At 65.5% G+C, this 17,351-nt stretch carries 20 protein-coding genes; 14 read left to right on the forward strand and 6 right to left on the reverse strand.

The window, feature by feature from the left end; translation table 11 throughout:
• Nucleotides 1-21: 21 nt before the first annotated feature.
• Nucleotides 22-687, forward strand: a complete 666-nt coding sequence (locus AC5P67_RS14115; protein WP_099527076.1) for a PglD-related sugar-binding protein — start codon at nt 22-24, stop codon at nt 685-687.
• Between the two features lie 25 nt (nt 688-712).
• Here the strand turns inward: AC5P67_RS14115 and AC5P67_RS14120 are convergent, their stop codons facing one another.
• Nucleotides 713-1,654, reverse strand: a complete 942-nt coding sequence (locus tag AC5P67_RS14120) for an electron transfer flavoprotein subunit alpha/FixB family protein (RefSeq protein WP_111118425.1) — start codon at nt 1,652-1,654, stop codon at nt 713-715.
• Nucleotides 1,654-2,400 (reverse strand): electron transfer flavoprotein subunit beta/FixA family protein, encoded by a 747-nt coding sequence (locus AC5P67_RS14125; RefSeq protein WP_012509979.1) that lies wholly within the window; start codon nt 2,398-2,400, stop codon nt 1,654-1,656. Before AC5P67_RS14125 ends, AC5P67_RS14120 begins: the two co-directional genes overlap by 1 nt.
• Before the next feature lie 263 nt (nt 2,401-2,663).
• On the opposite strand from AC5P67_RS14125, the gene rfbB reads away from it, so the two are divergent.
• The 4 genes from rfbB to rfbD are packed head-to-tail and all read left to right on the forward strand — an operon-like array spanning nt 2,664 to nt 6,067.
• Complete coding sequence (rfbB, locus tag AC5P67_RS14130; protein WP_111118427.1) at nt 2,664-3,719, forward strand: dTDP-glucose 4,6-dehydratase; 1,056 nt, start codon at nt 2,664-2,666, stop codon at nt 3,717-3,719.
• A 16-nt stretch (nt 3,720-3,735) separates the two neighbouring features.
• The gene (rfbA, locus tag AC5P67_RS14135) at nt 3,736-4,623 is read left to right on the forward strand and encodes a glucose-1-phosphate thymidylyltransferase RfbA (RefSeq protein WP_111118428.1); all 888 of its coding nucleotides are present in this window, start codon (nt 3,736-3,738) and stop codon (nt 4,621-4,623) included.
• Entirely contained in the window at nt 4,620-5,177 is a 558-nt protein-coding gene (gene rfbC, locus AC5P67_RS14140; RefSeq protein WP_111118429.1) for a dTDP-4-dehydrorhamnose 3,5-epimerase, read from the forward strand. The genes rfbA and rfbC overlap by 4 nt, the downstream gene beginning before the upstream one ends.
• A complete protein-coding gene (gene rfbD, locus AC5P67_RS14145) occupies nt 5,174-6,067 on the forward strand; it encodes a dTDP-4-dehydrorhamnose reductase (RefSeq protein WP_111118430.1) in 894 nt (297 codons plus the stop codon). The genes rfbC and rfbD overlap by 4 nt, the downstream gene beginning before the upstream one ends.
• A 75-nt stretch (nt 6,068-6,142) precedes the next feature.
• Here the strand turns inward: rfbD and AC5P67_RS14150 are convergent, their stop codons facing one another.
• Nucleotides 6,143-7,546: a mannose-1-phosphate guanylyltransferase/mannose-6-phosphate isomerase gene (locus AC5P67_RS14150; RefSeq protein WP_111118431.1), complete on the reverse strand. Its 1,404-nt coding sequence runs from the start codon at nt 7,544-7,546 to the stop codon at nt 6,143-6,145.
• 11 nt (nt 7,547-7,557) lie between these two features.
• Nucleotides 7,558-8,904 (reverse strand): phosphohexomutase domain-containing protein, encoded by a 1,347-nt coding sequence (locus tag AC5P67_RS14155; protein ID WP_111118432.1) that lies wholly within the window; start codon nt 8,902-8,904, stop codon nt 7,558-7,560.
• 233 nt (nt 8,905-9,137) lie between these two features.
• Between AC5P67_RS14155 and AC5P67_RS14160 the strand changes: the two genes are divergently transcribed.
• The 9 genes from AC5P67_RS14160 (at nt 9,138) to AC5P67_RS14200 (ending at nt 15,781) form a co-directional block, all read left to right on the forward strand.
• A complete protein-coding gene (locus AC5P67_RS14160) occupies nt 9,138-10,094 on the forward strand; it encodes a UDP-glucuronic acid decarboxylase family protein (RefSeq protein WP_100438855.1) in 957 nt (318 codons plus the stop codon).
• 10 nt (nt 10,095-10,104) lie between these two features.
• Entirely contained in the window at nt 10,105-11,049 is a 945-nt protein-coding gene (locus tag AC5P67_RS14165) for a glycosyltransferase (RefSeq protein ID WP_005407991.1), read from the forward strand.
• Complete coding sequence (locus AC5P67_RS14170; RefSeq protein WP_111118433.1) at nt 11,027-11,431, forward strand: GtrA family protein; 405 nt, start codon at nt 11,027-11,029, stop codon at nt 11,429-11,431. The genes AC5P67_RS14165 and AC5P67_RS14170 overlap by 23 nt, the downstream gene beginning before the upstream one ends.
• On the forward strand, nt 11,428-12,027 hold the full coding sequence (locus tag AC5P67_RS14175; protein ID WP_005407993.1) for a hypothetical protein: 600 nt from the start codon (nt 11,428-11,430) through the stop codon (nt 12,025-12,027). The genes AC5P67_RS14170 and AC5P67_RS14175 overlap by 4 nt, the downstream gene beginning before the upstream one ends.
• Nucleotides 12,028-12,078: 51 nt before the next feature.
• Complete coding sequence (locus AC5P67_RS14180) at nt 12,079-12,504, forward strand: hypothetical protein (RefSeq protein WP_495214805.1); 426 nt, start codon at nt 12,079-12,081, stop codon at nt 12,502-12,504.
• The gene (locus AC5P67_RS14185) at nt 12,479-13,684 is read left to right on the forward strand and encodes a hypothetical protein (RefSeq protein ID WP_111118434.1); all 1,206 of its coding nucleotides are present in this window, start codon (nt 12,479-12,481) and stop codon (nt 13,682-13,684) included. The genes AC5P67_RS14180 and AC5P67_RS14185 overlap by 26 nt, the downstream gene beginning before the upstream one ends.
• 96 nt (nt 13,685-13,780) lie before the next feature.
• Nucleotides 13,781-14,512 carry a CoA transferase subunit A gene (locus AC5P67_RS14190; protein WP_099527089.1) on the forward strand — a complete coding sequence of 244 codons (732 nt, stop codon included), beginning with the start codon at nt 13,781-13,783 and terminating at the stop codon, nt 14,510-14,512.
• A gap of 1 nt (nt 14,513) precedes the next feature.
• Complete coding sequence (locus AC5P67_RS14195; RefSeq protein ID WP_111118435.1) at nt 14,514-15,146, forward strand: CoA transferase subunit B; 633 nt, start codon at nt 14,514-14,516, stop codon at nt 15,144-15,146.
• Nucleotides 15,147-15,193: 47 nt separating this feature from the next.
• Nucleotides 15,194-15,781, forward strand: a complete 588-nt coding sequence (locus tag AC5P67_RS14200) for an alpha-ketoglutarate-dependent dioxygenase AlkB family protein (RefSeq protein WP_024957332.1) — start codon at nt 15,194-15,196, stop codon at nt 15,779-15,781.
• Nucleotides 15,782-15,785: 4 nt separating this feature from the next.
• Here AC5P67_RS14200 and AC5P67_RS14205 read toward each other — a convergent pair whose 3' ends face one another.
• Both AC5P67_RS14205 and AC5P67_RS14210 read right to left on the reverse strand, forming a co-directional pair.
• A complete protein-coding gene (locus AC5P67_RS14205; protein WP_005407999.1) occupies nt 15,786-16,427 on the reverse strand; it encodes an ABC-type transport auxiliary lipoprotein family protein in 642 nt (213 codons plus the stop codon).
• Complete coding sequence (locus AC5P67_RS14210; protein ID WP_005408000.1) at nt 16,424-17,350, reverse strand: MlaD family protein; 927 nt, start codon at nt 17,348-17,350, stop codon at nt 16,424-16,426. The genes AC5P67_RS14205 and AC5P67_RS14210 overlap by 4 nt, the downstream gene beginning before the upstream one ends.
• Between the last annotated feature and the right edge of the window lies 1 nt (nt 17,351).

The raw sequence follows: 17,351 nt of genomic DNA on the forward strand, positions 1-17,351 counted from the left end.
CGTTCCAAACGGAGAAGACGAATGCCATTGCTTAATGATCGTGCCATCGATTCGGTGGTAATTGCCGGGGCCGGTGGCTTCGGTATGGAAGTCTTCGATTACCTCAGCGTAGATGCGCACGGAGGCGGGCCGAAGATCGCCGGATTCATCGATGACGGTGTCGACAATCCGATTCCCGCCCAGCTCGGGTCGACCCATCTCGGCGCGATCGGCGACTATCAGCCTGTGGAACGACAGGCAGTCGTCGTTGCGGTTGGTTCGGTGAAGGGGCGCCGACTCATCCTGTCACGTCTCTGGGAGCGGGGCGTGTACGTTCCCCCGTTCGTGTCGACCAGTACCGTGACCTCTCCGAATGCGCAATTTGGGGATGGTGTACTGGTGTGCCCCTTCAGCGTGATCAATCGCAATGCCGTGCTCGGCCGCGGAGTGGCGGTCAACGTGCACTGCAGCGTGGGCCACGGCGCCCAGGTCGGGGAGTTCAGCATCCTCTCCCCCTACGCTGCTCTCAATGGCGATGCATCGATCGGCGACGATTGCTTTCTGGGGACGCGCGCGACGATCTACCCCAAGACCCGTCTGGGAGCGGGGTGCATTGTCGACAGCCATACCGGTGTGCGCGCGAGTGCAGGTGATCGCCAGATGATCTCCGCGCGCGGTACCTACCAGGTGATTGCGCTCCGGACCTGACGATCCGGAGCACAATTGGCGCGGGTCAGCCCAGCGCGGCTTCCAGCTCCGGCAGGATCGCAAACAGATCCCCCACCAGGCCGATATCGGCGATCTCAAAGATCGGCGCATCGCCGTCCTTGTTGATGGCCACGATCGTGCCGGCGTCCTTAATGCCGGTCAGGTGCTGGATGGCACCGCTGATGCCGACGGCCACATACAGTTCCGGCGCGATGATCTTGCCGGTCTGGCCGACCTGCAGGTCACTGGGCACGTAGCCGGCATCGACCGCGGCGCGCGAGGCACCGACAGCGGCACCGAGCTTGTCGGCCAGCTGGAAGATCACCTTGAAGTTCTCTTCCGAACCGACGCCGCGGCCACCGGAGACCACGCGCTTGGCGCTCTGCAGGTCCGGGCGGTCGCTGGCACCGGCGGCCAGGCCGATGAAGCGGGTATGGGTCGGCAGCGCGGCATCGACGCTGGCCGCTTCAATGGCGGCACTGCCACCCTGGGCGGCTTCCGGCCACGACGCGGCGCGCACGGTGGCGACCACGATCTGGTCGGCCGGGGCTTCCACGGTGATGATCGCGTTGCCGGCGTAGATCGGGCGCTTGAAGGTGTGGCTGCCTTCGACGGTCATCAGGTCGGAGACCTGGTTGACGCCGAGCAGGGCGGCCACGCACGGCATCAGGTCCTTGCCGAAGGTGGTCGACGGGCCGAACACGTGGGTGTAGCCCTTGGCCAGCTGCGCGATCTGCGGTGCCAGCACCTGGGCGATGGCCTGCGCGTTGGCGGCATTGGCCACGGTCAGGACCTTGGCGACGCCAGCGATGTGGGCGGCTTCAGCGGCGACGGCGGCCGGATCGGCGGCCAGCACGACCACGTCGATGCTGGCGCCGCTGATGGCGGCGGCGGCGCTGACGGTCTTGGCGGTGGCGGCGTTGAGCTTGCCGTCGTGGTGTTCGGCGATGACGAGAATCTTGCTCATTACAGCAGCCCCTTCTGCTTGAGTGCGGCAACCAGTTCGGCCGCGTCCTTGACCATCACGCCCTTACTGCGCTTGGACGGCGCGGCGTACTGGGTGGTCTTGAAGGTATCGGCGGCTTCAACGCCGAGGTCGGCCAGCTGCAGGGTCTCCAGCGGCTTGGCCTTGGCCTTCATGATGTCCGGCAGCTTGATGAAGCGTGGCTCGTTCAGGCGCAGGTCGGTGGTGACCACCGCCGGCAGGTCCACTTCCAGCGTTTCCAGGCCGGCGTCGACTTCACGGGTCACCGTAGCCTTGCCGTCGGCGATCTCAAGCTTGCTGGCGAAGGTCGCCTGCGGACGGCCCCACAGCGTGGCCAGCATCTGGCCGGTCTGGTTGGCGTCGTCGTCAATGGCCTGCTTGCCGAGGATCACCAGGTCCGGCTGTTCCTTCTCGATCAGCTTGAGCAGGGTGCGCGACGCGGTCAGCGGCTGGATGGCCTGGTCGGTGACGACGTGGATGGCGCGGTTGGCGCCCATGGCCAGACCGTTGCGCAGATGCGCCTGGGCATCGGCCGGGGCGATGGTGGCAACCACGACTTCGCTGGCGATGCCCTTGTCGCGCAGGCGCAGGGCTTCTTCCAGGGCGATTTCATCGAAGGGGTTGGGCGACAGCTTGACGCCGTCGGTGACCACGCCGGAACCGTCCGGCTTGACCTGAATGCGGACGTTGTAGTCCACCACGCGCTTGTATGCGACGAGGATTTTCATCTGGTACGGGGTCCTTCAATAACGGGGAGAACGTCCGGTCCTGCAAAAGCAACCGGTTCGGGGGTGGGATCCCGATTCTAGCTGGCTTGGGTCGACCATGCGAATGCGTATGGTTTTGCTGCGGCGCGGCAAAAAAATGCCCGATCCAGCGCTCCGTTCACGCCACGCAGGCAGTCGTGAAGACGAACGACATGTATCCTGTGCCGCTGTGCCGGGGCGCCTGCAGGCGCTCCGTGGATGAATTTCGATCAGGAGAACAGGTAGTGCCCACATGGCTTGTCACCGGCGGCGCCGGATTCATTGGCGGTAACTTCGTTCTCGAGGCCGTCGCGCGCGGCGTCAAGGTCATCAACCTCGATGTGCTGACCTATGCCGGCAACCTGAAGACCCTGTCCAGCCTGGACGGCAACCCGAACCACGTGTTCGTGCAGGGTGACATCGGCGACAGCGCACTGGTCACTCGCCTGCTGGCCGAGCACCAGCCCGATGCGGTGCTGAACTTCGCGGCCGAGAGCCACGTCGACCGTTCCATCGACGGGCCGGGTGCCTTCATCCAGACCAACGTGGTGGGCACCCTGGGCCTGCTGGAGGCGGTACGTGACTACTGGAAGGCGCTGCCGGCCGAGCAGGGCGCGGCCTTCCGCTTCCTGCACGTATCCACTGACGAGGTGTACGGCACCCTGGGTGAGACCGGCAAGTTCAGCGAAACCACGCCGTATGCTCCGAATTCCCCATATTCGGCGTCGAAGGCCGCTTCGGACCATCTGGTCCGTGCCTTCCACCACACCTACGGGCTGCCGGTGCTGACCACCAACTGTTCCAACAACTACGGCCCGTACCACTTCCCCGAGAAGCTGATCCCGCTGGTGATCGCCAAGGCGCTGGCCGGTGAGCCGCTGCCGGTGTACGGCGACGGCAAGCAGGTGCGCGACTGGCTGTTCGTGTCCGATCACTGCGAGGCGATCCGCACCGTGCTGGCCAAGGGCCGGGTCGGCGAGACCTACAACGTCGGCGGCAATTCGGAAAAGCAGAACATCGAAGTGGTGCAGGCCATCTGCGCACTGCTGGACCAGCGCCGCCCGCGCGCGGACGGCCAGCCGCGCAGCAGCCAGATCACCTACGTCACCGACCGCCCGGGCCATGACCGCCGTTACGCGATCGATGCCTCCAAGCTGAAGAACGACCTGGGCTGGGAACCGGCCTACACCTTCGAGCAGGGCATCACCTTCACCGTTGACTGGTACCTGGACAACCAGGAATGGGTCAACGGCGTGCTCGACGGCAGCTACCGTCTGCAGCGCATCGGCACCGCGGCCTGAACACCCAGGAGACCTCATGACCCAGCGCAAGGGCATCATCCTCGCCGGCGGCTCCGGCACCCGGCTGTATCCGATTACCAAGGGCGTAAGCAAACAGCTGCTGCCGGTGTATGACAAACCCATGATCTACTACCCGCTCAGCGTGCTGATGCTGGCGGGCATCCGTGAAGTGCTGATCATCAACACGCCGCACGAGCAGGCGCTGTTCCAGCAGCTGCTGGGCGACGGCTCGCAGTGGGGCATGGACATCCAGTACGCCGTGCAGCCCAGCCCCGATGGCCTGGCCCAGGCGTATCTGATCGGCAAGGAGTTCGTCGCCGGCAAGCCGAGCTGCCTGGTGCTGGGTGACAACATTTTCCATGGCCATGGCCTGCGTGAAGTCCTCAAGCGTGCCGATGAGCGCGTGGACGGTGCCACCGTGTTTGGCTATTGGGTGAATGATCCGGAACGCTATGGCGTGGCCGAGTTCGACAAGAGCGGCAAGGTCATCGACCTGGTGGAGAAACCGGAAAAGCCACGCTCCAACTATGCGGTCACCGGACTGTACTTCTACGACGGCAAGGCCAGCGATTACGCGGCCGAACTGAAGCCGTCGCCGCGTGGCGAACTGGAGATCACTGATCTCAACAAGCGCTACCTGGACGAAGGCAATCTGCACCTGGAGGCCCTCGGCCGTGGCTATGCATGGCTGGATACCGGCACTCACCAGTCGCTGCTGGAGGCGTCCAACTTCATCGAGACCATCCAGACCCGCCAGGGCCTGCAGGTCTGTTGCCCTGAAGAAATCGCGTTTGGCCAGGGCTGGATCACCGCCGAACAGCTGGAGGCACTGGCCGCACCGCTGATCAAGAATGGCTACGGCCAGTACCTGCACAAGCTCGCCCTGCGTGGAGTTGTTCCGTGAAAGTGATTGAAACCAAGTTGCCTGGCTGCGTGGTGATCGAGCCGGCGGTGTTCGGCGATGCCCGTGGCTACTTCTTCGAAACCTGGAATGCCGAGCGCTTCGCTGCGCTGGGCCTGCCGGATCGCTTCGTGCAGAGCAACGTCTCGACCTCGGCCAAGGGTGTCCTGCGCGGGCTGCATTACCAGTGGCCGCGCCCGCAGGGCAAGCTGGTCAGCGTGCTGGAAGGCGAGGTCTATGACGTGGCCGTCGACATCCGTCGCGGCTCGCCGACCTTCGGCCAGTGGGAAGCGGTGGTGCTGAGCGCGGAGAACAAGAAGCAGTTCTGGATTCCGGAAGGCTTCGCCCATGGCTTTGCCGTACTCTCCGAGCGCGCGCTGTTCAGTTATCTATGCACGGATGTATACGTCAAGGAAGCCGATGCAGGTATCCGCTGGAACGATGCTGATATTGCGGTGGACTGGCCGATCAGTGCGCCGGTGCTCTCGGCCAAGGACGAGAACGCCCCCTTCCTGAAGGACATTGCTGAAGACCGCCTGCCGGTCTACGTGCCATGACCGTGCTGGTGTTCGGTGGCAATGGCCAGGTCGGCCAGGAGCTGCTGCACGCGCTGGCCCCGCTGGGGGCAGTGGTTGCCACCACCCGTAGCGGCCAGCTGCCCGACGGTAGCGCCTGCGAAACCGCCGATTTCTGCCAGCCCGACAGCCTGCCTGCCTTGCTGGACCGCGTGCAGCCGTCGCTGGTGGTCAATGCGGCCGCTTACACCGCCGTTGACCGCGCAGAACAGGATGTTGATGCCGCCTTCGCCGCCAACGCGCAGGCGCCGGGCGTGATCGCGCACTGGTGTGCGGCGCATGGCGTGCCGTTCGTGCATTACTCCACCGACTACGTGTTCGATGGCCAGGGCACCGCGCCCTACCGCGAGGACGAGCCGACCGCACCGCTGGGTGTCTATGGCACCAGCAAGCGCGACGGCGAGGAGGCGGTGCGTGCCGCGGGAGGACGGCATCTGATCTTCCGTACGGCGTGGGTGTATGCCTCGCACGGCGCGAACTTCCTGCGCACCATGCTGCGCGTCGGGGCCGAGCGCGATGCGTTGCGGGTGGTGGCCGACCAGATCGGTACGCCGACGCCGGCCGCGCTGATAGCTGATGTCACCTTGCAGGCGCTGCAGCACCCGGGGCAGTTGTCGGGTACGTGGCACCTGACCGCCAGCGGCCAGACCAGCTGGCATGGGTTCGCCGAAGCGATCTTCGCCGAGGCGTTGGCCACCGGCGTGTTGACCAAGGTGCCGACCGTCGAGGCGATTCCCAGTTCCGAGTATCCGACCCCGGCCAAGCGCCCGGCCTGGTCGGTGCTGGACAACCGCAAGCTGCAGCGGGATTTCGGCATCGTGCTGCCGACCTGGCAGGACGGCCTGAAACGGGTCATGGCGGAGATGGCCTGACCCGGTAGGCGGCGTGCCGACCAACGGTCGGCACCCACCCCGACCCGCGGCCGGCAGCCTCCAGCGGGCGCTGGGTCAGTTGCGCCCGTACGTATCCTCGAAGCGCACGATGTCATCCTCGCCCAGATAACTGCCTGACTGCACTTCGATCAGTTCCAGCGGCAGTTTGCCCGGGTTGCGCAGGCGGTGGGTCACGCCCAGCGGGATGTAGGTGCTCTGGTTCTCGCTGAGCAGGATCACCTCGCTGCCACGGGTCACTTCGGCGGTGCCGCTGACCACGATCCAGTGCTCGGCGCGGTGGTGATGCATCTGCAGGCTGAGCGTACCGCCGGGCTTGACCGTGATCCGCTTGACCTGGAAACGCTCGCCGTTGTCGATCGAATCGTAGGCACCCCAGGGGCGATACACTTTGCGGTGCCAGGTGGCTTCGCTGCGGCCTTCAGCCTTCAGCTTCGCCACTATCGTCTTGACCTCCTGCATGCGGTCGGCCTTGCCGACCAGCACCGCATCGTCGGTCTCGACCACGATCACGTCATCGAGGCCGACCATGGCCACCAAGCGCTGCGCATAGGCATAGGTGTTGCGGCAGTCGATGGCGATCACATCGCCCTGATGGGCGTTGCCGTCGCCGTCCTGCTGCGAGACATCGCGCAGCGCGGTCCACGAACCGACGTCGTTCCAACCGGCATCCAGCGGGATCACGACTGCATCGGCAGTCTTCTCCATCACCGCGTAGTCGATCGAGTCCGACGGCACCGCCGTGAAGGCATCCCTGTCCAGGCGGGTGAAGTCGGCATCGCGGCGCGCCTGCTGCCAGGCCTGGCGGCTGCGGGCCAGCATTTCCGGCTGGAAGCGCTCCAGCTCCTGCAGGTAACGCGACGCCTTGAATAGGAACATGCCGCTGTTCCAGTAGTACTGGCCGCTGCTGACGTAGCCGGTGGCGGTCTCCAGGTCGGGCTTTTCGACGAAGCGTTCGACGGCACGCAGGCCCTGGCCGTTGGCAGTCTTGATATAGCCGTAGCCGGTTTCCGGGCCGGTCGGCACGATGCCGAACGTGACCAGCTTGCCGGCTTCAGCGGCACTGGCGGCGGCCTGCACCGCGTTGCGGAAGGCCACCTCGTCGGTGATCACATGATCGGAGGGCAGCACCAGCAGCAGCGCGTCGGCGCCGTCCCGGGTGGCTTCCAGCGCAGCCACGGCGATGGCCGGTGCGGTATTGCGGCCCACCGGTTCAAGGATGATCGCGGCCGGTTCGGTGCCGACCTGCTGCAGCTGTTCGGCGGCAACGAAGCGGTGTTCCTCGTTGGCAATCACCAGCGGGCCACGCGCCGCCAGTGGAGCGACGCGTTGCCAAGTGGCCTGCAGCATCGTCAGCTCGCCGGCCAGTGGCAGGAACTGCTTCGGGTAGGCCTCGCGCGAAAGCGGCCACAGGCGGGTACCGGATCCGCCGGACAGGATGACGGGCTGGATGCTGCTCATGCGGGCCTCGGTTACTGCTGGATCAGACGGGAAATTTCGTCGGTGCGCGCCTGCATCAACGCAGCGTCACCGCGCGCTTCGACGTTCAAGCGCAGCAGCGGTTCGGTGTTGGAGCTGCGCAGGTTGAAGCGCCAGTCGCCGAAGTCGGCACTGATGCCATCGGTGTGGTCCAGCCTGGGCGATTGCGCCGCGAAGTGCTCCATCACGCGCGCCACTGCGGCCTTGGCATCGTCCACCTTGAAGTTGATCTCGCCGCTGCACGGATAGGCGGCCATCCGGTCTTCCACCCAGTCGGCCAGCGAACGGCCACTTTCGGAGACCAGCTGGGCGATCAGCAGCCACGGAATCATCCCGGAGTCGGCGTAGGCGAATTCGCGGAAGTAGTGATGGGCGCTCATCTCGCCGCCATACACGGCATCCTCGGCCCGCATCTTTTCCTTGATGAACGCATGCCCGCTCTTGCACTGCACCGCGACACCGCCGGCCTGCTCGACCATGTCCACCGTGTTCCAGACCAGGCGCGGGTCATGCACGATCCTGCCGCCGGGATGGCGCGCCAGGATCGCCTTGGCCAGCAGGCCGACCAGGTAGTAGCCCTCGATGAAGCGGCCGCTGTGGTCGAAGAAGAAGCAACGGTCGAAGTCACCGTCCCAGGCGATGCCGAAGTCGGCACCGTGTTCGCGCACCGCGTCGGCGGTGGCGGCGCGGTTCTCCGGCAGCAGCGGGTTGGGAATGCCGTTGGGGAAGCTGCCGTCCGGCTCGTGGCAGATGCGGATGAACTCGAACGGCAGGTGCGGTGCCAGCAGGTCGACGATTGCGCCGGCGCCGCCATTGCCCGCATTCACCACCAGCTTCAGCGGCTTCAGTTTGCTGGCATCGACGTAGCTCAGCAGATGCTGGATGTAGGCGTGCTTGTCATGCTGGGCGGTCTGCCCGGCACGCGGCGGCTGGGCCTCGGAGGTATCGGCGGCGACCGCGTCGGAAATCGCGAACAGGCCGGTATCCGAACTGATCGGCCGCGCGTTCTCCTTCACCAGCTTCATGCCGTTGTAGTCCATCGGGTTGTGGCTGGCGGTCACCATCACGCCGCCGGCCGCGCCGAGGTGATCGGTCTGGAAGTAGACCTCTTCGGTGCCGCACAGGCCGATGTCGATCACCTCACGGCCGGTCCCACGCAGGCCTGCGGCCAGCGCATCCTGCAGTGCCGGACTGGTAAGGCGCACATCATGGCCGAGGACCACCGGGCCTGGAGCGAGCTGTGCGGCCAGGGCGACGCCGATGCGACGGGCCAGGTCCTCGTTCAGTTCTTCCGGCACACGGCCGCGGATATCGTAGGCCTTGAAAGCGGGCAGGGGCATCGAAGCAGTCCATCCGGATAGAGAAGCCTGATTATAGCGGGAGGGTCTGCAAACGGCCGGTGAGCCAGGGGCGCCCGGCCAGCAGCGTTGACTTGGGAGGGGGCAGGCCGATTCCCCGTCGATGGGCCATGGCCAGCGGGCAGTTCGCATACAATTGCGCGCTGACGACCGAGGACATGGCCCGCGTGGCCATCGCCGATTGGCCTGCTGTTCCAGAAGGATCGAGGTTTGCTTTGAAATTCACTCACGATCAGAAACGCGTGCTGGTGACCGGTGGCGCGGGCTTCCTTGGGTCGCATCTGTGCGATCGGCTCATCGCGGGCGGCCATGACGTCCTCTGCGTGGACAACTTCTACACCGGCAGCAAGGCGAACGTGGATGGGCTGCTGGGCCACCCACGGTTCGAGCTCATGCGCCATGACGTGACGTTCCCGCTCTATGTGGAAGTGGACCGGATCTTCAACCTGGCCTGCCCGGCGTCACCGATCCACTACCAGCAGGACCCGGTGCAGACCACCAAGACCAGCGTGCATGGGGCAATCAACATGCTCGGCCTGGCCAAGCGCCTGCGCGCGCGCATCCTGCAGGCCAGCACCAGCGAGGTGTACGGCGATCCGGAAATCCACCCGCAGGTGGAAGGCTACTGGGGCCGGGTCAACCCGATCGGCATCCGCAGCTGCTATGACGAGGGCAAGCGTTGCGCCGAAACGCTGTTCTTCGACTACTGGCGCCAGCATCAGCTGGAGATCAAGGTCATGCGCATCTTCAACACGTATGGCCCGCGCATGCATCCCAATGACGGCCGGGTGGTCAGCAACTTCATCGTGCAGGCGCTGAAGGGCGAGCCGATCACGATCTATGGTGATGGCAGCCAGACGCGCAGCTTCTGCTATGTCGATGACCTGATCGAGGGCATGTTGCGGCTGATGGACTCGCCGGCTGACCTCACTGGTCCGATCAATATCGGCAATCCGTCCGAGTACACCATGCTGGAACTGGCCGAGACCGTGCTCCGTCTGGTCGGCGGCGCGTCGAAGATCGAGTTCCGCCCGCTGCCCTCGGATGATCCACGCCAACGCCAGCCGGATATCAGCCTGGCCAAAGCAGATCTGGGCTGGGAGCCCAAGATCGGCCTGGAGGACGGCCTGAAGGAGACCATCGCCTACTTCCGCCATCGCTTGCAGGCCTGAGGTGGCGACGATGCGAAAGATCGTGGTGATGCCGGTCTACGAGGACCTGGAAGCCTCCTCGAAGTTGTTCGTAGAGCTCGCCCGCACCCAGGGTCCGGACACCTATGTGGTGGCCGTGGACGACGGCTCGGTGCGGCAGCCATTGCCGATCAGCGCCATTGAGGCTTCGGGGCTGGAGGGCGTGGTGATCCGCCTGCGTCGCAATGTCGGGCATCAGCGTGCGATCGCCATCGGCCTGGGCTATGTGGCCGAGCACTTCGATGGCAATGATATTGTCGTGGTGATGGATTCCGATGGCGAGGATACGCCGGAGAGCATCACCGAGCTGGTGGCGGGCCTGGATTCGGCCGATGTCGACGTGGTGGTGGCCAGCCGTCGCAGCCGGGTCGAATCGCTGAAGTTCAAGTCGTTCTACATCGTCTACAAGCTGCTGTTCTCGCTGCTCAGCGGACGCCAGATCAGCTTCGGCAACTTCATGGCGGCGAAGATGCCGGCGGTGCGCCGGTTGGCATCGATGCAGGAGCTGTGGATCCACGTTGCAGCCTGCGTACTGGGCTCGAAGCTGCGCGTGCAGACCTGTGCGCTGGATCGTGGTCCGCGCTATGCCGGCCGCAGCAAGATGAACTTCGTCGGCCTGGCCCTGCACGGATTCCGTGCACTGATGGTGTTTGCCGAGGATGTACTGGTACGCGTGGGCATCGCCTGTACCATGGTGGCGGCACTGTCGATCATCGGCGGGATCGTTGCCACCGGGCTGAAGATGCTGGGCTTTGCATCGCAGGGCTGGTTCTCGCTGGCATTCGGCATCCTGGTGCTGGTGTTCCTGCAGACCGCGGCACTGACGCTGATCATCCTGATGTTGTCGGGGATGATGCGCGGCGGTGGCGTCATGAGCGTGGGCAGCTATCGCGAATTCATCGACGAGGTCCTGCATGCCGGCCGGCGCAGTGGCTAAGGATGCGCTGGGCGGACAGGCCGTCCGCTACGTGATCAATGGCCTGGTCGCCACCGCAGTGCACTATGGAGTGCTGCACTTCAACATCGAGGTGCTGCACATCCCGCTGGCCGCGATGGCCAATGCGATTGCAGCGGTCTTCGGCATCACTGTGTCGTTCCTCGGCAGCCGCTACTTCGTTTTCCATGGCAGGCAGGGCAGCCTGGCGCGGCAGGGCTCGCTGTTCCTGCTGATCTACGCCGCGATCGCCGTCCTGCATGCGCTGGTGATGTACGTCTGGGCCGATCGATGGGGCCTGGACTACCGCGCAGGGTTCGTGCTGGCGACCGGAATGCAGATGGCCGTCAGCTTCGTCGCCAACAAGTTCCTGGTGTTCAAATGAACAAATATCTGCGTGCCGCGCTGGCAACCCTTGCATTCATTGCCGCCCTGCTGCTGGTCTACTACGTCCACATGCGCCAGTTCCGCGTGAACGTGGTGCTGTATGCCAGCATCCTCGACGCGGTGATCGCAGTGGTGGTGGTGTTTGCGGGCCTGTATGCATTGAAGTGGTTCAGGGATTTCAGCCGCCTCGAGCTGATCCAGCTGGCCGCCATCTGGTTGCTGGGAGGCTACGTGTTCGCGATCTCGGTCCCGACCGTCATCGACCGCTCGCTGTCCTTCTACATCCTGGAGAAACTGCAACAGCGTGGCGGTGGGATACGCGAAGACGCGTTCCGCCAGGTGTTCACTGAAGAGTACGTCCGCGAGCATCACCTGGTGGAAGTGCGCCTGACCGAGCAGCTGCAGTCCGGAACCGTGCAGATCCATGATGGTTGTGTGCGGTTGACCGCGCGCGGCGAGCGCCTCGCATCGTTCGGCCGCTTCTACCGGCAGAACCTGCTGCCGACCCACCGCCTGCTGATGGGGCAGTACACCGATGCGCTCACTGATCCTTTCCGCGACAGCCGGATGCCGTCCGACTACCGTTGCCAATAGCCTGGGTGCTGCTGGCGCATTGGTTTTTCCGTTGGTTCCTTGAAACGTTTCATGGATGACATGACCCCCACCTCTTCCCCCCTGCGCACTACGCGGCGGGATCTGGCGATTGCCGGGATCCTGGTGCTGCTGTTGGGCGCTTCCCTCGTATCGGTCGCCAAGCGATCGGACTATCAGACGTCGCTGCTGCGCCAGGCCTTCGCTGAGGACGCGGGATTCGACGCATCCGTACCACGTGAGGTGGTGGATGCACGTGATCTGGTGCGCGCGCAGCCGATCGCGCCTTCGCTGCTTTCGCTCGGGCAGGGGCTGAAGGACGATCCCTTGATCCAGCAACGCATGTGGGAGGCGCTGTATCCGGTCCGGTTCAGCGATACCGATACCCCACAGCGCCTGCTGAGGGCCGGTGATCCGCTGGTTGACCAGTGCCAGGTCCAGGGGAGGAGCGGAGATGTCGTTCTTGCCGACTGCCGCTGAACCAGGGCGCCGTGCGGCGCTGGCCATGCTGGTCTCCATTCTTGTCTGCTATGGCCTGGCCGCCGTAGGCCTGGCGGGCTGGCCGGTGCAGGTGGCATTCGGCGCGGTCGTGCTCAGCGCGCTGCTCGCCCTGCCAGCCGTGCGTGACCTGCGTACCGCACCTCTGGTCTTGGCCGTTCTGGTGCTGGTGCTGATCGCACTGGGAAGCCCCAGCGATGGCTGGGACCCGCGTTCGATCTGGCTCTTCCATGCCAAGCGGATCTACCTGGAGGGCACGTTGTACGCCCAGCTGGATGATTACGCGCCGTGGAGCCACAACGACTATCCCGCGCTGGTTCCGTTGTTGATGGCCTGTGCAGCAGCTTTGGCCGGGCACTGGAACGAACTGCTGCCCAAGGCGGTGGCACCGCTGCTGCTGCTGCCGGCGCTGCTGCTGATCGTCCCGAGTTTCCGATGGCGCTGGTGCGGGGTGCTGTTCGCAGTGCTGCTGCTGCGCCTGGGGCGCGACATGCTGATCAACGGCTACATGGATCCGCTGGTGGCGGTCTACGCCGTCGCTGCCGTGGCGACAGCGATGCGTCACCGCATGTCCGGGGAGCATGGTGGTGGTCGTGAGCTGGTCGCATTCACCCTGCTGGTGGCCGTGCTGTCGATGTTGAAGAACGAGGGTGCGGTGCTTGCGGCTCTGTTGACGGCCGTGGTGCTGGGCGAAGGCGTGCTGCGTGAGCGTCGCCTGGGCTGGCGCATCCTCCTGGCCGTGGTTGTGGCCCTGCTGCCACTGCTGGCATGGAAGCTGGCCGTCGGGCAGGCAGGGGTTGCCAATGACCTGGCGGGAAGCGACATGAAGGCGCAGCTGTTGGCGCGGCTTGGCAGCGAGGGCGGTGCCAAGCCGATCGTCGGGCGCCTGCTGCTGGATGTGTGGGTGCTGGTGCCGCTGCTGGTGCTGGCGGTGCTCTGGCGTCCGGTGCTGCGGGTTCCGGCGGCATCGGCCGCCGTGCTGGCGGCGCTGGCGTACGCAGCGGTGCTGTTCCTGGTCTACCTGGGAACGCCGCATGACCTGGACTGGCACCTGCGCACCAGTGTCGACCGTGTCCGCATGCCGGTGACACTGCTGCTGGGGTTTGCGGTGTTGCTGGCGCTGGAACATCGCGCCACCGCGAAGATCCCGGGCACGCGCTGAGGCGCAACGCGCCGTGGCGTCATGCTGCGGCGCATCCCAGCCGTATGCGGTCGTAGCGCTAGAATGCGCTCATTCTTCCCGTGTGGGGCTGTAGAAATGGAACACGTGACTTCGACCGACAAGCGCGGCAAGCGCTTCGCCACCGCAGCGCAGGCGCTGGAGGGCGTGGTCGCCGATGGCCAGACGCTGGCCGTGGGCGGCTTCGGCCTGTGTGGCATTCCCGAGGCATTGATCGCCGCGCTGCGCGACAGTGGTGCCAAGGGCCTGACCGTGATCTCCAACAATGCCGGCGTTGATGGTTTCGGCCTGGGCCAACTGCTGGAAACCCGGCAGATCAAGAAGATGATTTCGTCCTACGTGGGCGAGAACAAGGAGTTCGAGCGGCAGTTCCTGGCCGGCGAACTGGAGCTCGAATTCAATCCGCAGGGCACCCTTGCCGAACGACTGCGTGCTGGTGGTGCAGGCATTCCTGCGTTCTTCACCGCCACCGGCTACGGCACGGTGGTGGCCGAAGGCAAGGAAACCCGCGAGTTCGACGGCAAACACTACGTGATGGAAACCGCGCTGCGCGCCGACGTGGCACTGGTCAAGGCGTGGAAGGCCGACGAGGCCGGCAACCTCGTGTTCCGCAAGACCGCTCGGAATTTCAACCCGGCCTGTGCGATGGCCGGCAAGGTCTGCATCGCCGAGGTCGAGGAGATCGTGCCGGTTGGCGCCATCGATCCGGACCAGGTGCACCTGCCGGGCATCTACGTGCACCGCATCGTGCACAACGCGCATCCTGAAAAACGCATTGAACAGCGCACCATCCGCGCGGAGGGCAACTGACATGGCGTGGACCCGTGACGAGATGGGGGCACGCGCCGCCCGCGAACTGACCGATGGTGCGTACGTGAACCTGGGCATCGGCCTGCCGACCCTGGTCGCCAACCACATCCCTGAAGGCGTGGACGTGTGGCTGCAGTCGGAGAACGGCCTGCTCGGTATCGGCCCGTTCCCGACCGACGCGGAAGTGGACGCCGACCTGATCAATGCCGGCAAGCAGACCGTGACCGCACGCGCCGGTGCCAGCTATTTCGGCAGCCACGACAGCTTCGCGATGATCCGCGGTGGCCACGTCAACCTGGCCATCCTCGGTGCCATGCAGGTCACCGACAAGGGCGACCTGGCCAACTGGATGGTGCCCGGCAAGATGGTCAAGGGCATGGGCGGCGCGATGGACCTGGTGGCCGGGGTGCAGCGCGTGGTGGTGCTGATGGAGCACACCGCCAAGAACGGCGAGCACAAGATCCTGGCCGAATGCACGCTGCCGCTGACCGGCGTCGGCGTGGTTGATCGCATCATCACCGACCTGGCCGTGTTCGACGTCACCGATGCTGGTCTGGTGCTGGTAGAAGCGGCGCCGGGTGTCAGCGATGACGAACTGAAGGAAAAAACGGGCGTGGCATTCGCGCGCCGCTGACGTTCCGGGGCGGCCTTCGGTCGCCCCCCCTTTCCCTTGGGGCGCCCATGCTGTTCCCCCACGACCTTCCCGATGCCGACGTCCGCCACCTCCCGGCCTGGCTGTCTCCCGCCGAGGCCGATGCCTTGCAGCGCGATCTGCAAGCCGGCGTGCCGTGGGAGGTGCATCGCATCCGCATGTTCGGCAGCTGGGTGGATTCGCCACGGTTGAGCTGCTGGATAGGTGATCCGCAGGCGCGCTATCGCTACTCGGGGGCAGAATTCGTGCCGCACCCGTGGCCGCCGTCCCTGCAGGGCATGCGCGAGCGCCTGCAGGACGATGGCTTCGGCCGCTTCAACAGCGTACTGCTGAACCGCTATCGCGGCGGTGACGATTACATGGGCTGGCACAGCGACGACGAGCCCGAACTGGGCCCGGCGCCGGTGATCGCCTCGCTGAGCCTGGGCGCGGCACGGCGCTTCCTGCTGCGCCGGCGAGACGATACGGCGCGCAAGGCGGAGTATCTGCTCGGCCATGGCGACCTGCTGGTGATGGCCGGGCAGACCCAGCGCTTCTACCAGCACGCGCTGCCGAAGATGGCGCGCGTGCAGGGCGAGCGGATCAACCTGACGTTCCGCTGGATTGCGCCACGCTGATCGATCAGCGCGTGACGGTCGGCTGGTCGGCCTGCCCGCTCACCAGCGTCCAGCCCACCACGTCCTGCGCCAGCTGCTGCAGGCCACGTTCGAAGGCGGCGGTGACGGCCGGCACGTCGGTACTGCCGACCGGCTGTGCCTGACGGAAGGTACGGTCGGCGACCACGCGCTGATCGGCGACGTGGATCAGCTTGGCGTTGACCTCGATCACCACGGTCGGCGTGGCCTGGCCCTGGTAGTCCGACTCGAAGCGGCGCACGTCGGTGGACAGCTTGTAGTCGGCGCGGATGCCGGCGGTGCTGCGGGCGACGCCGTGGATGCGTCCGGAATCCTCAAAGCCGCGCAGCAAGGTGTCCTCGATCATGTCGGTGGCCGGCTGGGCCCAGCTGGCGCCCTTGTAGATCTCCAGCTGCGACGGGGTCGGCCGCACGTTGATGCGCGGGCTGTCGACCATGCGTGCGGCGCTGGGCTTGGCCAGTACCAGCTGCCAGCTGGCCTGCGGCCACGCCGGATCGGCCTTCACCTGCACGGCGGGCGAGTACAGCGTCACTGCGGTTTTCTCGCTGCTGCCAAGGATGGAGCAGCCGCCCAGCAGGGTGACCAGCGAAGCGGCCAGCAGCAGGCGCGGAAGGGGCATCGGGCTCATTTGGGTTCGAACTCCTTCGGTGCGTCGCGGCCCAGCAGGTAGCGCGCGGGATTGTTCTCGAGGCGGTCGCTGACCCGGCGCAGGTCGCGGATCAGGCCGCGCAGTTCGGTCAGCGTCGGGCCCAGCTGGCCGAGGCCATCATTGGCGAAGCTGTTGATCGCGGCGCGGTTCTCGCCAAGGATCGAATCGGCGTTGCCGGCGGCCGAGTCGAGCTTGGCCAGGGTGCCGTCCAGCTTGTCGATGATGCCCGGCAGCTGCTGCACCAGGTTCCTGTCCAGGCGCTCGATGGTGCCGTTGGTGGTCTTCAGCGTGGTGTCCAGGCTGCGGGCGGCGTCGCGCGCGCTGAGCAGCAGCGCCTGGGTACCCTGGTCACGGTCGGCCAAGCCGCCGCTGATCGTCTCCAGGTTGGCCAGCGTCGCGTTGATTGAAGCTACGTTGCGATCGCTGAGGATCTGATCCATGCGCTCGACGATGCGGTTGGCGACGTCGGTGATGTTCTGCAGCGCCGACGGCGTGGTCGGGATGATCGGCGCCGGGTCCTTGTTGACCGTGGTCAGCGCCGGCGACTGCGGCGTGCCGCCGCTGAGCTGGATGATCGACGGGCCGGTCAGGCTGGTGATCGCCAGCTTGGCACGGGTATCGGTCTTGACCGGGGTGGTCGAGTTCAGGCGGATGCGTGCGACCACCTGGCGCGGGTCGTCCGGCACCAGGTTCAGTTCGATGATCGAACCGACCGCGATGCCGTTGTACTGCACCGGGCTGCCCACCGACAGGCCGGTCACCGCCTCGCGGAACACCACGCGGTATTCCTGCCAGGTGCGGTCGGAGGAGTACTTGGCCGCCCACAGGCCGAAGGCCAGCAGGGCCAGGCCGGTGATCAGGGTGAACGCGCCGATCAGCACGTAGTTGGCTTTGGTTTCCATG

Source organism: Stenotrophomonas sp. YJH_SMC_21 (assembly GCF_059369555.1).

Bases quoted from the DNA above. Each gene is read 5' to 3' on its own strand.
- AC5P67_RS14115 (WP_099527076.1), top strand. From the start codon at position 22: ATGCCATTGCTTAATGATCGTGCCATCGATTCGGTGGTAATTGCCGGG.
- AC5P67_RS14120 (WP_111118425.1), bottom strand. From the start codon at position 1,654: ATGAGCAAGATTCTCGTCATCGCCGAACACCACGACGGCAAGCTCAAC.
- AC5P67_RS14125 (WP_012509979.1), bottom strand. From the start codon at position 2,400: ATGAAAATCCTCGTCGCATACAAGCGCGTGGTGGACTACAACGTCCGC.
- rfbA (WP_111118428.1), top strand. From the start codon at position 3,736: ATGACCCAGCGCAAGGGCATCATCCTCGCCGGCGGCTCCGGCACCCGG.
- rfbD (WP_111118430.1), top strand. From the start codon at position 5,174: ATGACCGTGCTGGTGTTCGGTGGCAATGGCCAGGTCGGCCAGGAGCTG.
- AC5P67_RS14150 (WP_111118431.1), bottom strand. From the start codon at position 7,546: ATGAGCAGCATCCAGCCCGTCATCCTGTCCGGCGGATCCGGTACCCGC.
- AC5P67_RS14155 (WP_111118432.1), bottom strand. From the start codon at position 8,904: ATGCCCCTGCCCGCTTTCAAGGCCTACGATATCCGCGGCCGTGTGCCG.
- AC5P67_RS14165 (WP_005407991.1), top strand. From the start codon at position 10,105: ATGCGAAAGATCGTGGTGATGCCGGTCTACGAGGACCTGGAAGCCTCC.
- AC5P67_RS14170 (WP_111118433.1), top strand. From the start codon at position 11,027: ATGCCGGCCGGCGCAGTGGCTAAGGATGCGCTGGGCGGACAGGCCGTC.
- AC5P67_RS14175 (WP_005407993.1), top strand. From the start codon at position 11,428: ATGAACAAATATCTGCGTGCCGCGCTGGCAACCCTTGCATTCATTGCC.
- AC5P67_RS14180 (WP_495214805.1), top strand. From the start codon at position 12,079: ATGGATGACATGACCCCCACCTCTTCCCCCCTGCGCACTACGCGGCGG.
- AC5P67_RS14185 (WP_111118434.1), top strand. From the start codon at position 12,479: ATGTCGTTCTTGCCGACTGCCGCTGAACCAGGGCGCCGTGCGGCGCTG.
- AC5P67_RS14190 (WP_099527089.1), top strand. From the start codon at position 13,781: ATGGAACACGTGACTTCGACCGACAAGCGCGGCAAGCGCTTCGCCACC.
- AC5P67_RS14195 (WP_111118435.1), top strand. From the start codon at position 14,514: ATGGCGTGGACCCGTGACGAGATGGGGGCACGCGCCGCCCGCGAACTG.
- AC5P67_RS14200 (WP_024957332.1), top strand. From the start codon at position 15,194: ATGCTGTTCCCCCACGACCTTCCCGATGCCGACGTCCGCCACCTCCCG.
- AC5P67_RS14205 (WP_005407999.1), bottom strand. From the start codon at position 16,427: ATGAGCCCGATGCCCCTTCCGCGCCTGCTGCTGGCCGCTTCGCTGGTC.
- AC5P67_RS14210 (WP_005408000.1), bottom strand. From the start codon at position 17,350: ATGGAAACCAAAGCCAACTACGTGCTGATCGGCGCGTTCACCCTGATC.